At 45.7% G+C, this 15,809-nt stretch carries 9 protein-coding genes; all 9 read right to left on the reverse strand.

Annotated elements, in window-relative coordinates:
* Nucleotides 1-57: 57 nt before the first annotated feature.
* The 9 genes from aroG to tldD all read right to left on the reverse strand — a co-directional run bounded on the left by aroG (nt 58) and on the right by tldD (nt 15,747).
* Nucleotides 58-1,122, reverse strand: a complete 1,065-nt coding sequence (gene aroG, locus ACO0KY_RS15050) for a 3-deoxy-7-phosphoheptulonate synthase AroG (RefSeq protein WP_423047369.1) — start codon at nt 1,120-1,122, stop codon at nt 58-60.
* 340 nt (nt 1,123-1,462) lie between these two features.
* Nucleotides 1,463-1,891, reverse strand: a complete 429-nt coding sequence (locus ACO0KY_RS15055; RefSeq protein WP_423047371.1) for a tetratricopeptide repeat protein — start codon at nt 1,889-1,891, stop codon at nt 1,463-1,465.
* A 5-nt stretch (nt 1,892-1,896) separates the two neighbouring features.
* Entirely contained in the window at nt 1,897-6,216 is a 4,320-nt protein-coding gene (locus ACO0KY_RS15060; protein WP_423047373.1) for a cellulose synthase subunit BcsC-related outer membrane protein, read from the reverse strand.
* 171 nt (nt 6,217-6,387) lie between these two features.
* Nucleotides 6,388-10,923 carry a UDP-forming cellulose synthase catalytic subunit gene (gene bcsA / locus ACO0KY_RS15065; protein WP_423047375.1) on the reverse strand — a complete coding sequence of 1,512 codons (4,536 nt, stop codon included), beginning with the start codon at nt 10,921-10,923 and terminating at the stop codon, nt 6,388-6,390.
* Complete coding sequence (gene bcsQ, locus ACO0KY_RS15070; RefSeq protein ID WP_423047377.1) at nt 10,923-11,690, reverse strand: cellulose biosynthesis protein BcsQ; 768 nt, start codon at nt 11,688-11,690, stop codon at nt 10,923-10,925. Before bcsQ (ACO0KY_RS15070) ends, bcsA begins: the two co-directional genes overlap by 1 nt.
* Nucleotides 11,687-12,244 carry a cellulose biosynthesis protein BcsP gene (bcsP, locus tag ACO0KY_RS15075; RefSeq protein ID WP_423047379.1) on the reverse strand — a complete coding sequence of 186 codons (558 nt, stop codon included), beginning with the start codon at nt 12,242-12,244 and terminating at the stop codon, nt 11,687-11,689. The genes bcsQ (ACO0KY_RS15070) and bcsP overlap by 4 nt, the downstream gene beginning before the upstream one ends.
* 48 nt (nt 12,245-12,292) lie before the next feature.
* Nucleotides 12,293-12,784 carry a cellulose biosynthesis protein BcsD gene (gene bcsD, locus ACO0KY_RS15080; protein ID WP_423047381.1) on the reverse strand — a complete coding sequence of 164 codons (492 nt, stop codon included), beginning with the start codon at nt 12,782-12,784 and terminating at the stop codon, nt 12,293-12,295.
* Between the two features lie 612 nt (nt 12,785-13,396).
* On the reverse strand, nt 13,397-14,164 hold the full coding sequence (bcsQ, locus tag ACO0KY_RS15085) for a cellulose biosynthesis protein BcsQ (protein ID WP_423047383.1): 768 nt from the start codon (nt 14,162-14,164) through the stop codon (nt 13,397-13,399).
* A gap of 122 nt (nt 14,165-14,286) precedes the next feature.
* Nucleotides 14,287-15,747 carry a metalloprotease TldD gene (gene tldD / locus ACO0KY_RS15090; RefSeq protein ID WP_423047385.1) on the reverse strand — a complete coding sequence of 487 codons (1,461 nt, stop codon included), beginning with the start codon at nt 15,745-15,747 and terminating at the stop codon, nt 14,287-14,289.
* Nucleotides 15,748-15,809 lie beyond the last annotated feature (62 nt).

A 15,809-nucleotide genomic window follows, 5' to 3' on the forward strand; every position in this document is an offset into this window, starting at 1 on the left:
CATCACGAAAAATATCGAACGCCATACGCATTTATTTTACAAATCAGACCGGTAGATTTACACCGCAGATTGCACGAGACGGCGTTGTTTAACTGCGTTCGCCAATCCTTCCAGCACAGCGACGCTAGAATCCCAATCGATGCAGCCATCGGTCACTGACTGACCGTAGACCAATTCTTTACCTGGTACCAGATCCTGACGTCCCGCGACCAGATGCGACTCGATCATCACGCCAACTATTCGCGTATCGCCAGCAGCAATTTGATTACCGATATCTGCGCAAACTGGGATTTGATTGGCAGGGTTTTTCGAACTATTTGCGTGTGATGCATCAATCATTAAGCGCGAAGCCAGACCTGCATTAGCGATATCTTTGCAAGCTGCATCGACACTGCCAGCATCATAATTTGGTGTTTTACCGCCACGCAAAATGATATGGCAATCTTCATTGCCATTGGTGGAAACAATCGCAGAATGGCCGCCTTTGGTGACCGATAAAAAGTGATGTGGTTGCGACGATGCTTTGATCGCATCGACGGCAATTTTGACGTTACCATCAGTGCCATTTTTAAATCCCACCGGGCAGGATAAGCCAGACGCCAATTCACGATGAACTTGGGACTCTGTGGTGCGCGCGCCGATCGCGCCCCAGCTAATCAGATCAGCAATGTATTGCGGACTGATCACATCCAGGTATTCGGTTCCGGCAGGCAAGCCAAGTTCGTTAATATTGAGCAGCAGTTCACGAGCGATACGCAGGCCGTCGTTAATCCGGAAACTATTGTCCATATAAGGATCATTGATCAAGCCTTTCCAGCCAACGGTGGTGCGTGGTTTTTCGAAATAAACACGCATGACGATTTCTAATTCGCCTGCGAAACGCCCGCGCTCAGCAGCGAGTTTGCGTGCATATTCCATTGCTGCTTGTGTATCGTGGATGGAACAAGGTCCGATGACGACCATCAATCTGTCGTCTTGTCCGTGCAGAATTCTATGCAATGCGGTGCGGGCATTGGCGGCAGTTTCAGAGGCCTTTTCGGAACAGGCAAACTCACGAATCAAATGTGAGGGTGGAACCAATTCCTTCATTTCACGAATACGTAAATCATCGGTGCGCTGCATGTTTTCTCCCGTTTTTCTCAATACTAGGTAACTACTATTTAAATGCTATGTGAATACTAAATGAATACTAAATTCTAAAATTTCTGGCAAAAAAAAACCGCCACAGCTGGCGGTTTTTACGAATTCTGGTTGGGCTCTTTTTCTTTGCGCGCTTACCTTCTTCCGACCGCCTGAGGCTGGGAATAGCTAAAGTAAAAAAAGAAAAAGAAGTGTGTCATTTTCATGAAATTAGGTGCTTGAATGAAAAGCCTGTATTAAATTCTGATAAAACCTTAAAAGTCAGACTTTGATATTGCATCAAAATTTTGCAATTAGCAAGCCTAAAAATCAAAAACCTCGATTATTTTTTCCAAAGTGGCGGTGGCTCTGGTGGAATATCACTATCCGGATAGACATTCATCACCGGATTGCTTTTTTCTGACACTTTGATTTGGGGTGCGTTGCGCGCAACCCAGCGGCGCATTTCTTGCAAATTGACAACGATATCTGCCCTACCCGGCCCCAGACGTACCGCACGCTCAAGCAAAGCCAGGGCTTTTTCATAATCACCCTGGGCCGCAACCGCCACTGCCTGATTATTGATCGCAGACGGATCAAACGGATTTACTTTAGCTGCTTCGGCAAATTTTTTGCTCGCTTCTGCATTATCGCCTTGCGAAAGTTGAATCCTGCCTTCTGCCTGTAAATCTGCTGCAAATGAAGCAGTCTGAGCAAAGGATGCTAGCGGCAAGATGGCTGCCATGAATAAACGTTTCAAAATTTTACCCATTTGCATTAATTTCCCATGTAATACGGCTTAGGTGCCACTGGTGGAAACGACACCGGACCGCGCTTAGGCTCAAAGGTATAACGTAAGTACACCAGGGCAGATGCATCAGTGAAATCACCTGAGTTATCAACCGACATGCGTCCACCCAGCGCAAAATGCGGCGATAGCAAGTATTCTGCAGCACCAGCTAATTTATATTGAATACCTGTATGTGTTTGCCCAGCATATGTCGTATTGATGCTGACTTTTGGATTCGCCGCAGCAAATAACTCTAAAGAAGTCTGATCGGCACTTACCAGCGGGTAATATAGTGCCGCATCGGCACGGAACGATTGTACGCCTATTGCAGCACCAAGCTGATATGACAATTTGCCGCTACGGCCACTTACTTCAACTGGCAGGTTCAATGCGTAATAAGATTGTGGGCTAAAGTAGCCACCATTTCCGTAGGTAAAGTTTTGCAGATTTTTCTTATAGAACATGGTGGTCAAATTGAGTCCCACCGTGACACTGGTATTTTTGGTTTTATAGACGCGCCAGTAGGCACCACCGCCGAAATCCAATGCCGTATTTTTGACGACATTGGTTCCCAATAATTCTGCAAAACCAAGACCCCCGTAGACACCGCCATCATCCTCGTTGTAGGCAGCGTCAACCCGCAAGCCGTTCTTGGTCACACCACCCCAGCTTAATCCATAGATGCTATCACGTGCCCCGGCATAAGAGAGGTAGCTATCAGTAACGGAACGGCGTGCCAGTTCAACGCTGAAATTCATGTCATCAACCTGATTGCTCCAACGAATTCCACCAACAACATTCTTGATCGGAAAACCAATAGGACTCGATCCAATATCGACTTTAAAGCCAGAGAGTTCGTAACTCAGACTAAGCGCAACACCTTTCGCGACTTGATCAATCGATGCTGCATTAGACAAGCCTTGTTGCCGCGCAATCGTTGTGAACGGGACATTGGCGAATTGCGCCTGCTGACTCAAAATCACATTTTTACCAAACAAGCCGCCGCTATTCGGATCATTCAAGTTTAAGACGCCTGGATCTACCGTCACCGGAATGATTTTCAAACCAAATTGCCCGTAACCCAAGGTTGAGACATGCGCTTCAATGGGTATTTCCAGGTCTTTAAGTTGTGACAAGCCGCTTTGCCCACTGCGGGCACGTGCAGACAAGCCTACTGTCACTTCTGAACGGTTTAACTCATTAAGCGAATCAATCTCTCTCATCAGCGCCTCTTCTTCAGGGCTGACTGCCGGTCCACCCTTAGAAGACGTCGGCATTGGACTTGTTGAAGCAATAGCGCTCGAACGACCATTCATTGCAGCAGTTGTATAGGTATTCTGAGCGGGACTTTGCGTCGCAGCTTTAGCAACTGTATTGCTATTAAACGTCGTATTTTGACTTGTGGGCGAAATCTTCACCGGAACAGGCACCTGCACAGCAGCAGGCTGTGTTGAAGGTAAGCTCGGTACGCTTTTAAGGACAGGAGCAGAGTTCACCGGAACTACCGGAGCCGTTGATATACCTACACTCGCAGGTGCAATACTCGTAACCGGAACAGTTGCTGCAACGCCGACAGCAGCGGCAGGATTTGTTACTTTCAATGCCGACGAAGCGGGAGTTGTATACTGCGATGGTAGTTGCGGCACTTCTTTTAATGCAGGACCAGCGACCGTCTTAGTCACTACTGCTTCAGTTTTGCGTTCGGCAAACGGATTGACTTTAAAATCGCCAACGTTGACAACAGGTGCTACCGGATCGACTAAACGCAGACCACCAGCACCACTTTTTCCATCACCGGCCAATGGTCTCTGCGCTTGCTCCATTGCCAGCGCTTTTTTGAAGTAGCCTAGTGCTTTACCATTTTGTCCTTGCGCTCTGGCCACATTACCCGCTAAGGCGATAAAGCGTGGATTATCTGGTTGCAGATGCATCAACTTATCAAGATTTTCTTCAGCGCCTTTGAAATCTTTGACCTGTATCGCTGCAAACACCAATCCTTGTAAAACCTCAGGGTTATCTGGTTCGGTTTTCAGCACCTTGACATACAATTCTTTTGCTGAGTCAGTATCACCAGACGACGAATAAATGCGAGCAAGAGCCAATAGCAACAGATTGTCGTCTGGATTTTCGATCAGCATTGGCTGAATGTAGGTATAGGCACTAGCGTAATCTCCGGCTTCACGGGCACGGTCTGAGTAGCGCATCGCCAGGGCTTTTTGCAGCTGTTTGAATGCCGCAACCTCATCTTCATTCAGCTTCGGCATACTTGCAACCCGCCGCATGACAGCCTCCAATTCGGCCTCTTGATTAGCTTGCATCAGGGTTGTTGCGTATTCCAACAACAAGCTTGCGGATGGTTTTGGCGTATCTTGCACCGCCTGACGTATCATCGCGTAGCCACGCTCGGTATCGCCCAGCTTGATATATAAGGCGGCAACGGTGCCAACAAATTCCGGATCTTTATCAGCGGCGGCGTTGATTTCCCCTAAAATTTCCCTGACCTGCTCGGTCTTGCCGCGCTTATTCAACAAATCGATACGGTCAAGCTGAACACGTATCCACAACCTTTTTTGCAGCGTGAACATTTCTGGTCTGCGCGCATTGGGCGGAATACGCTCCAATGTTGCCAAGCCTTCCCACCACAATTGTTGTAACTGACTGAGCAAGGCACTTACGTACAAGGCCTCGGCTTCCGGTTTATCAACATTGGTCAGCACATCAAGCAAGGCTTGTGCTTGACCGGGCATATTCCGCTTCAAATAAATCTTAGCCAAAGCCATGCGTAACCAGGCATCTTCAGGCTTGATCAAAATCGCATCTTCCAGTGCCATTTGCGCACCGTTGATGTCGCCTGCTGCCTCTAGTTGCTTTGCTTTTTCAACTAATTGCGATGATTTCAAATTGGCCAAAATCGCCAATTGTCGCGGTAACATGTACGGAGTCAACGCTTCCATATCAGCAAGCCGTTTTTGTACATCGTAAATTCCGACCAAGCCGTCTAAGGCGCGCATATTGGTTTTGTCGGCGTTAAAAACGCGCTTGTAGTTTTCCTCTGCACCGACCATATCGTTATCAGCTTTGAGTGCATCAGCTAACTGCAAAATACCTGATGGTTCTTTACTGTTGAGCGCGATGGCTTTACGTAACAAGGCAATGCCCTTTGCGCTATCGTCATCTTCAAATGCACTACGAGCCTCTTCGATGATCGCCCAATAGTTTGCACCGTCATACGCTTGCTTCCAGTTGCCCCTGCCGCTACTTGAAGATAATTTCAAGGCTTTTTCTAGATACTTACGTGACTCGACAAATTCTTCCTGACGCATTTTTACCAGGCCCATACCACCATAGCCAACGGGGTCTTTAGGGTGAGTCTTAATCAGTGTCGTGAATTCTTTTTCCGCCGTTGGGACATCGTTGTCGTCTAAGGCAGCAAAACCAGCTGACTGGCCTTTGACAAATGCTGTGTCGACCTTAGGCTTATTTGGCGCACGGCTGCTTTCCACTGCCTCTATTTTGGGTACCTTGCCGATGTTGGCAAGTTTAGTCTGTATCATTTTATCGTCAGGATGTTTTTCCAGATAAGCACGGTAGTATTTACTATCGCTTTGTGCCACTCCCATCCAACTTAATGCCTGACGCCAGGCTTCATTCGCCTGTTTAGATACTTCCGGTTTATTACTGAGGTTTTCTAGCAATCCTATGCCTTCATGACGATATGCATCACGATAGGTCAAGGTTTGGGCATAGGCCAGCGCATATTTCAAATTTGTCGGATTCTCTTTGACCAACTTTGCCTGACCAGATTTAGCCTCGTTGTAACCATTCAAGGTACCCGCCAATACCTGATAATATTCGAGCGCAGCATCTCCCTTCAGACGGGACGGATCGCCGAGCAAACGAAAGCTGTCTGCAGCTGCATCAACATCTCCTTGCCGCGCTAATTTACGAGCATCTTCCAGTTGCACCTTGGGATTCACTGCTCCGCGACGTATTGCCTCGTCAACTGGACGAATTTGCGCCTGGGTCGCCTTTAGCTGTTTGAGTTTTTCCAGATAGGTTTTTGCTTGTTCAGGGTGACCGCTACGCGCCTCATACATACCGAGAGCAACCAGCGCATCGATATTATCCGGGTCAACTTTAAGCAATTTGCCCCAGGCATCGGCCGCATTGTCATCACGGCCGCGCTGTTCCCAGAATTGGGCTTGCTCAATTAATTTTTGTTGCAGAGGAGAGTTCGCAAAAGCCACATCGAATTCGAAGTACATCGCCAAAAGCGCTAGTACCATCGCTTTTCTTTTGAAAACCATTCATTTCCCCTGTTAAATCCCTGTTAAATACTTGACAGACCGCGTGATGCCGCATTCTCAGACATCATAAAACTCTTAAAGGTTTTTTGACATTCTAACCAATCAGACCGCAACAAAGCGGCCTGATTGGTTATTTTTTTATATTCACTTATGTACCGCGAATGACATTAGTTATTCATTGCCGTCATTGACTTGCAGGCGATTTGCCGCTTTTCTTCTCAAATAACGGAATAACATCGTTGCTACAATCAGTGACGCCAGCATCAGGAAAATAATCAACACAATCGGGCGAGTTGAAAGACTCCATTTAATCATAGTCCAGAGTGGAAGATGTCCAGAGTAATAAGTGTCACCTACCAGAGCATTGACTATTTTATCTCCTTTAATCAGTACCAAATCCCCCTGAAATTTACTACGTAAATCTGCCTTATTCAATCCGCTCACCACATCAAGTAGGCTCTCTGCATTACCGCCGGTGACTACAATTACTGAGTGTCCAGATGATAAAGGAGACTCAAACTGCATCATCGCTCCAAAAGCGTTCCCGGTTTTTGCTAACATTTCTCCGGAACGACGCTCGACATCATCCAGATCCTTGCCTGCCCATCTTGCCAATACGCGCAAAAAACCACGTGGGATTTGCAAATGATTGCCAGTATCGTCCATGCTCATGGGCATATATTTTGACCACTGTTTCAATAAAGGCTGATCACCATTCGTTGCAATCAACAACAAGTCTTTATCACTGTGTTTGTCTACATCAACGCTACGTATGACCGTACTATTCGTCACCGGGTATCCGGTAGACTCACCCATACGTCCCATCATATTTAGGAAAACTTGAACTTCCTCGTTACTAGGACGATCAGGCATCACTACGGCTGAAGCAGATAAGTCTGCAAATTTAGTGAATGGGAACCCCGCATTAGCGACATAGGCGAGATTAGGAAAGGTCGCATAATGCGGCATATCCGAAAAATCAATGGTCGAATCCGGGTCAATCGCAGAGCGGACATTATCCAGATAAACGTCCTTACATTGTCCTTGCTTTGGGTAGTCATAAAAGAACTGGAATTGCAATTGATTTTCGGCACCAATTTTAAACAATGGTACTTGAATTTCTTCTTGCGCAAAGCGATGCCCTTCTTTAAAGAATAACATCACTGACTCTTTGATCTTACCTTTTTCTGTTTCGGCACCGGACAGCGGCAAAGAACGAACAAAGCCATTGTTAATACCGATATTGAGAGTTGATTTATCTATCGTTGGTCGCGGTGTAAAGCGATAACGCAAATCGATAGGTACGCCGTCACGCTGCCAGGTGAACAGATCTGGAGCAACCCGCATATTCAACCGGATGACATCCGGGTTCATTCCACTCACCTGCAAATCATCGACGGATAAGACTTCACCAAATTTTACCGGGCGATTGGTTGGGAACCAGTTCGGTGCATCGTAGGCAGCACGTAATTCTGGCTCCTTGAAGTCTTTAATCAACGCACTCGGTCCAGATAATACTGATCGTCCCAAAGTTAAAGCCTGAGCCGCAATTTTCAGTTCGGAATTATCACGCCCCAAAACCAGTAACAATTTATATTTAGGATTGGCAGGATTAGCAACGACCATTAATGTTGGGCCATTGATCGTTGGAATTTGTATACCTGCAGGCACTTCTTTACTAGTAGCAAATACGATCGCATGTGCTTTCGGCAGACCTTCTGTCGATACCGGGAAACGCGCGCCACGATACGAGGCGAGGTGACCAAACCATGAGGCGACAACACCCGCATTGCGCAACATGTCTAAGGAAGCTTGTTGTGGCAGAACGAAAGGTAAATCCAATAATTTAGAGTCACGTCGATCAAAGAATGGTGCTGGCAACAATGCCAAGTCATTGGCTAGATCCAGAGAATTCACGGTGAGTTCGAGATAACTGGTGTTGCTGATTTGCGCCCACAAACTGGAATGATATGGGTCTTCGCATTCTCGGGTGTAGTGACCAATCAATTTGAATTTAAGTTGATTGAAGTCAGCGAAAAAGCGTGGATCAATCGTATCTTCACGAACAATACCCTTCGATGTTTCTCTTGGTAGAGGAACGGCACTTACCAACTCATTATTGACCAACACTTTGAGATGCGACAACTCAGGTAATAAGGCAGGAGAATAGGCAACACCATATTTTACTTTCGCTGAAGTAATGACCTCGTCGCTGCGAACCGTAAACGGGAAGCTACGTTCTCCTTCTATGCCACGCAACTCAATCGCATCACCGGGCAACATTTGTTTTAAGGTAATCGTGTAGACCTTTTGATTGCTTGAAGGTGCAGCCGCAGGAGTAGCAGTTGTCGATGGGCTCGCTGAATCATCACTAGTCTGCTCTTCGGCTGGCTTACTGTGTTTTGACTTAGCATAAACATTGTCATGCATCGTCAATGACAAACCAGCAGCAATCGCTAATACCAAAGTCGTTTTAGCGGCACGTTTCCAAGGTAGTTTGGCTTTATTTTTTTTAACAATGTCAGCTTCAGTATGTGTATTCATATTTTCAGATTTTTTTTCCCAGTATTGCTTTAGTCCTTCGCCAAATCTGACGAATCCCTGTACGCTATGAAAAGCAATTTCCTTTAACCCATTCAACGGATGATCAATATTACGATCATCCGACCAATTCAACCAGACATCAGCCCGCCCAACCGTACAACTAATTAAATCTTTTTGTTGTTGCAAATCCAATTCTAAAAACTGCACACTCAGCACGTTTTTCTTCACAAAGATCACTTTAGAGGGAAACAGGCATTCTCCATTGGTTCCGTATAACGAAACCAGAAGTAAATCATCCTTTTGCATCGCAAAGCCATCTGGGACTTTCAGGGACATTCCGCCCATAGAAAAATCTTCGGTTTGACAGACGATAGAGTGGCCGTTCGATAAGCGCAAGGTAGCGTTTAAGATAGCCCTCACCCTATGCGTTCTGCGCACCTGTTTTGTCTCCGTTGCCACAGCTAAGGTAGCGCCTAAAATTACCAGGTTATAAATGGTCCACAACATGTTCAGAATTACGGTATCGAGCTCAAAAGTATTCCACCATAATGCCCGTCCAATGCCGACCAGAAATCCAAGGACATTTAAAGTCAGCATGACCAGATATGGTTTAGAGATCACCCAGTCGAAGTGTTCCTCCTGAACCAAACCACCTTTTGCCGTCACATTGAACGTACCTAATTTAGGGTTAATCAAGGCGACCAGAGTCGGGCGAAAAATATACCAGGCCAATGTAGCTTCATAGACTTCGGCCCAAAATGAATGCCGGTGTTGGCCTTGGATACGGGAGTTGGTTAAGTTGGCGTGCAATAAATGAGGTAAAGAATAGGCTGCAATGGACAGTGCCGAAGCCTTAATAATGTGAACTTCAAAAAATAGGTAAGAGATGGGTGCCAGCAAAAAGACCATGCGTGGCAAACCGTAGAAAAAGTGGAGCATCGCATTGCTGTAACAAAGGCGCTGCCCGAACTTCAAACCTCTGCCAAATAAAGGATTATCAATCCTAAAAATCTGTGCCATACCCCTGGCCCAACGGATCCGCTGCCCTACGTGAGCGGACAAACTTTCGGTTGCCAGTCCAGCCGCCTGAGGTAAAGCCAAATACGCTGTGTTATAGCCGCGTCTTTGCATTTTGAGGGCTGTATGCGCATCTTCAGTTACGGTTTCTACGGCAATGCCCCCGATTTCCTCAAGATAACTACGTCTCAAAATCGCGCATGAACCACAAAAAAAAGTTGCATTCCAAAGGTCATTGCCATCCTGGATCAGACCATAAAAGAGTTCCCCTTCGTTCGGCACGTTTCGGAAAGTTTGCAGATTTCGCTCAAATGGGTCTGGCGACAGAAAATGATGGGGGGTCTGTATCATTGCCAGTTTTGGGTCAACTAAAAACCAACCCATGGTGTATTGCAAAAATGACCGCGTCGGCATGTGATCACAATCGAAAATTGCAACATATTCGCCATCTGTTCTTTTGAGAGCGGCATTGATGTTACCGGCTTTTGCATGTTTATTGTCGGCACGGGTATAACATTTCACACCTATACTCTCAGCAAATGCTGCAAATTCAGGCCGTCTACCGTCATCCAAAATAATAATGTTTAGTTTATCCCGTGGCCAATCAATTCCCATTGCCGCCATCACGGTTGGTTTAACGACACTTAAGTCTTCGTTATACGTCGGAATAAACAAATCAACGGTAGGCCAGGTTGACGTATCCGCTGGCATCATGATTGGCTTACGCTTTAACGGCCATGCCGTTTGCAAATAGCCTAACAACAAGACCACCCACGCATACACTTCTGCCATGACAAGTACCAAGGCAAAAAATAAGTCCAATGGATTTTCACTGCTTATTGTGTAGGTGATACGCCAATAGATGTAGCGACTGGTCGCGCTGACGGAAAACATCACCATGATTAATGAGATCAGGGTTCCGGTATAACGTCGTAGATAAAGTGCAGTTGAAAAAATAATGGTGGAAAAAAAAGCCTGTAGCGGCAACTCCATAGGAACGCTAATCGCAGCCCAATACAGTAAGGATGCAGCAATTAAAGCCAGCGCACGCGGTACCTTGTGCTCCCACCCTGGCCAGTTGACCATCGATAAGCCAAGCTCATTGAGGCGACCATACAAATAACGAGAATTAAGTATCGAGCGCATTAATCGACCAATCCAAAATTTTTCTGCAACCAAGTCGTCAGGTATTGCATATCCTGAGTGGCAGAACTATGTTGAGCGTAGTAAGAAACTGGCGTCTGGCAAGCGAGCGCCTCACTAACAGCCTCATCACGATGAATGGCGGTAGGCACGAAGCGTTCACCCAGATTTGAACGCAACATCCCAAATACATCACGACACAGTTGTTTAGAGGCATCCATTTGATTCAGCACATAGCAGTAACCTAGAAAATCCTTGCGCCCCTTTGTATAAAACTGGATCAGGGATTCAATGGATGGGATTGTAGAATACGAAGCGGCATCTGGCTTGAGCACAACCAAACCAATATTGGCCACTTTCAATACTTGTTGCAGATAAATACTAGGACCAGGTGGTGTATCAATTAAAACCACGTCGGTTTCATTCAGACCAAGGCTGTTGAGGTGTGATAGTAACCAATTCGGTTCAGTCTTGATTGCGTGTTCAAATTTATCCCGCTGTTTTTCGTCAACTGAGCCGTACGGCAAAAAATCGACGCCAAAACTACTTTCATGCAAGGCATTTCGCCACTGCCCTTGTGGCAGGTTATAGGTAGCAATCCCGGCAGCATCGTTATGAGGCATGCCAAAATGCAATCTCAGCGCATTTTGTGGGTCTAAATCCAAAACGGTAATTACTGCACCGAGGCGAGCTAAGGAAGCTGCCAGATTGGCGGTCACTGTTGTTTTACCAACCCCGCCTTTGGGAGAAATAACTGCAACAACCCTCATGGTCTGAATATTTTTTTGAAAAATGAATTGACTGGCGCTTCGACTTTTTGTGGTTGTTGATCTTGATTGAGTAATCGCTTAAAAACTTCCGACACTGAATGTGATTTTGAAGAGAATGGAATAGCATTAGCTGGCGCTGATGTTGACGCTGTTGTTGATGCTGATCCAACAGGACGAGAAGAAAATAAGGAATTCACTTTATTCTCTACAGGTGGTGTAACTACTTTGGTCGCAAAGAGAGATTGTTTGATCTCAAAAAAATCATTGGTGGAAGGAGCAACAGGTGGTGTTGAGTTCAATGCCGCTCCATTGACTTTAGGCATAGCAACTTGTGACAACAGCGATTCTGCATTGGCATCAGGAGGAGCCATGATGGCAACGCCAGCCTCTTCGAATTCGTGGCTCAAGTCCTGGGGTGCTTCATTCACACGCACATCACGCAGCAGAGGCCAACGTTGTTTTGCCTGTTCACTATCAATATCACGATTAATTTCCTGATACGAATTCGTTGTTTGTCCAAATTTTTGAAAAAGATTTTTAACATCATCATTCATAATTTTCACCATCCTTGTTTAATTTCCAAGCACGCTACGTAATGCGACCTAACGACGCGTGAAATAAGACGGTTCTTCCACTTGCTTTTTCAACTGGTACACAAACAACTGCCCTTCTTCTAAAACATTATCGCGCTGGGATAGACGTAAAGATTTATCCATTCCCAATCCATCAAACCATTGTGCATAAATGCCCTCCAGCAAGGCAGGAGACCATGACAAAGCCTCATTGCCAAATGCCACTTTTAACGGCGATGCATGATGGGCGATAATCAGGCTATCAACCTCTTCAATGATTTCAACCCAACCCCAATTCAATTCCGACCAAATTTTATTCATACCCGCCTCTAAGGAAAGTAAGCTGCTTCCGTCGCCAATTGAAAATTCCAGAGCCATCGTGCGCCCCAAATGGTGCATAAAGGTACGAAGATCTCTGGTGTCCCCTTTCGATGCAAACTCAACGGAAAAAGCTTTCAAAAATGCCTTCCATTGGATCGAGCATTGTTGATTTTCGTAATATTCCGCGCTCTTAGTCGACATAGGTGCAAACTTCCCTGTACTGTTTTATGGCTAAAATTAGATTTCAAATCAATGAACTATTGATATGCAATTACTTTATCATCCTGCGTCCGCAAAAATCTATGCTTCTACCATGCTCAAATGTCAATAAAGTATAAAAAGTAACAATTTGTAAGAGATCCAAGACGGTCGCCCGCCATTACTTTTATACAGTGCTGGAATTTCTAAGCATTGAGTTATTCAGCAACAACTTTCACACATCGGTTTACGCCAAAAATTTTCGGCTAAATTCACTGATTAGCCGCCAAAAATGGCGAATATGTATCCATTTAACCACGAATTCGTGACCCGATAATGTCAAACCAGTAACTAACTGTTAGATATTTTCATCAAGAGCATTACATATGTTTTTTTGAAACAGTTATCCAGAATAAATTAAACAACATGTAATAAAAAATACATGCCTAACAAGCAACTTAAGAAAACTTGTTAAAAGTTTAAAGTAGCTAGTACTAGTTAACGTCCTAACAAAGACAAAAATGAACCAAAAACATGAAAAATATCAAATACATCACGATAATTAACAATTGCTTAACAGCATTTTTCTTTGAAACCGTTGTAGTACTAAGTAGCTCAGCTGCGTTGCGCAATACCAGCGAGTAACCAATCGATGATTGCCTGTAGATTTTCGGCGGCAGGATTGGTGGGTTTGTATTCTAAAATCGGACGTTCAAAGGCAAGTGCCTCTTCTACTTCTGCACTTTCAGGAACGACAAAAGGAACCATACGGTTACCGAGTCGTTCGGCAAAAAGTGCGAGCACATCCTGAGCGAGCTGGCGTTTGGCGCCTTGGTTAATGATATAAGCAGAGCCTATACGCGCACCGGAATGCCCGCCATAGGTTGCAATTAATTCTTCCATCTCAGGCAAAGTTGAATACGAAGCGGCGTCAGCCAACATCACTACGAGTAAAAAATCAGCCGCATGAACCGCTTGCTTCAGATAAACCGAGGGCCCCGGGGGGGTGTCCAACAAAACAATCGTATCCGGATGAAGGTTAGCACTTTGCAATTTTTTGAGCAGCCAATCGTCTTGGTTTTCTAATTGTGCTTCAAAACGGAGACGCCTGCTTTCGCCGCCGTTGCCATAAGGAGTGAAGCTGACGCCATAAGGACTGGAGTGCGTCACTCCTGCAAGACGGGTACGACTGGCGTTTAAAGCGCTAATTCCTTTACATTCATTTTGATCCAGTCCACCCAAGTGCCATTGCATCGCATTTTGCGGATCAAGGTCGATAATTAAAGCCGGACGCCCTCTCTGTGCAATACCGGCACCAAGATTTGCGGAGATCGTAGTTTTACCTACGCCACCTTTAGCAGAAACAACGGCGATAACGTACATGGAAATTATCCAACAAAAAAAGGAAGTAAATAAAAGCCAAAGTCTGCTTCTTGCAAAAAATTTCCCGTACTTCGATCATCTCGTCATATAGAAAGACAACCGATACAGTTCACAAGGTTTGCTTAAGCAGTACCACCAACAGTTAAGCCTTCGATTCTTAAACTTGGTTGACCAACACCGACTGGTAAACTTTGCCCTTCTTTACCGCAAACTCCGATGCCGGAATCGAGACGTAAATCGTTGCCTATCATAGAGACATGATTTAATACTTCTGGTCCATTGCCGATCAAGGTTGCGCCCTTCACCGGATAGGTAACTTTGCCGTTTTCTATCATGTATGCTTCGCTGGCTGAAAATACAAATTTGCCATTGGTAATATCAACCTGACCACCACCAAAATTAACCGCGTAAAGTCCGCTCTTGACTGAAGCCAGGATTTCTTCAGGATCTTTATCGCCGGCCAACATATACGTATTCGTCATACGCGGCATAGGAAGATGCGCAAAAGACTCACGGCGGGCATTGCCAGTAATATCCATTTTCATCAGACGGGCATTCATAGTGTCTTGCATATACCCCTTGAGAATGCCGTCTTCAATCAAGGTGCTGCATTGTGTCGGGTTGCCTTCATCGTCGATATTTAAGGAGCCACGACGGTGTTGCATGGTACCGTCGTCAACCACGGTAACTCCTTTCGCAGCCACACGTTGACCAATGCGACCAGAGAAAGTACTAGAACCTTTACGATTAAAATCACCTTCCAGACCATGTCCAATCGCTTCATGCAATAACACGCCTGGCCAACCAGAACCGAGCACCACCGTCATTGGTCCGGCAGGCGCCGGACGTGATTCGAGATTAACCAACGCCGACTTCACAGCCTCATCTGCATATTGTTCTAGCAAGACGTCGGAGAAATACGAATAATCATAACGACCACCACCACCGCTCGATCCCGTCTCGCGCCGGCCGTTTTGTTCAGCAATGACAGTGATAGAAATTCGCACCAAAGGACGAATATCAGCGGCAAGTAATCCATCGCTACGCGCCACCAGCACCACATCATACTCACCCGCCAAGCCTGCCATCACTTGCACAATTCGCGGATCTTTAGCACGGGCAATTTTCTCTATGCGTTCCAACAGCAGCACTTTTTGGTTCGCGTCCAAAGAATGCAGCGGATCTTCACGCAAATACAGGTCACGCCCCATCGCCCCTTGCAAACTTGAAGCCACTTTAATTTTGCCATTGCCTTGCGTTGCGATCGTACGAGTCGCTTTGGCAGCATCAAATAAAGCCTTTTCAGAAATCTCGTCAGAATAGGCAAAGGCAGTTTTATCACCAGAAATTGCGCGAACGCCAACCCCTTGGTCTATGGAGAAATTGCCTGTCTTGACGATACCTTCTTCAAGGCTCCAGCCTTCACTGCGGGTAAATTGGAAGTACAAATCCGCATAATCGACACGATGCGTAAACATGGACCCCAGGACTTTGGACAAATTACGCTCATCAAGACCAAATGGCGTCAATAAAACATCGCGTGCAATCGCGAGGTGGCTCAAACTAGAATCATATGGAGTCATGGATACTAACCAATACTAAAAAATGCGATGTTTGCATTGTATAAAATTTAAAACGAAATGAT

Source organism: Undibacterium sp. Dicai25W, assembly GCF_049340505.1.
Taxonomy (GTDB): Bacteria; Pseudomonadota; Gammaproteobacteria; order Burkholderiales; family Burkholderiaceae_D; genus Undibacterium; species Undibacterium jejuense.

What these genes read in the sequence shown, in the direction of transcription:
- aroG (WP_423047369.1), bottom strand. Translation starts at nt 1,122, where the DNA reads ATGCAGCGCACCGATGATTTACGTATTCGTGAAATGAAGGAATTGGTT.
- ACO0KY_RS15055 (WP_423047371.1), bottom strand. Translation starts at nt 1,891, where the DNA reads ATGGGTAAAATTTTGAAACGTTTATTCATGGCAGCCATCTTGCCGCTA.
- ACO0KY_RS15060 (WP_423047373.1), bottom strand. Translation starts at nt 6,216, where the DNA reads ATGGTTTTCAAAAGAAAAGCGATGGTACTAGCGCTTTTGGCGATGTAC.
- bcsA (WP_423047375.1), bottom strand. Translation starts at nt 10,923, where the DNA reads ATGCGCTCGATACTTAATTCTCGTTATTTGTATGGTCGCCTCAATGAG.
- bcsQ (WP_423047377.1), bottom strand. Translation starts at nt 11,690, where the DNA reads ATGAGGGTTGTTGCAGTTATTTCTCCCAAAGGCGGGGTTGGTAAAACA.
- bcsP (WP_423047379.1), bottom strand. Translation starts at nt 12,244, where the DNA reads ATGAATGATGATGTTAAAAATCTTTTTCAAAAATTTGGACAAACAACG.
- bcsD (WP_423047381.1), bottom strand. Translation starts at nt 12,784, where the DNA reads ATGTCGACTAAGAGCGCGGAATATTACGAAAATCAACAATGCTCGATC.
- bcsQ (WP_423047383.1), bottom strand. Translation starts at nt 14,164, where the DNA reads ATGTACGTTATCGCCGTTGTTTCTGCTAAAGGTGGCGTAGGTAAAACT.
- tldD (WP_423047385.1), bottom strand. Translation starts at nt 15,747, where the DNA reads ATGACTCCATATGATTCTAGTTTGAGCCACCTCGCGATTGCACGCGAT.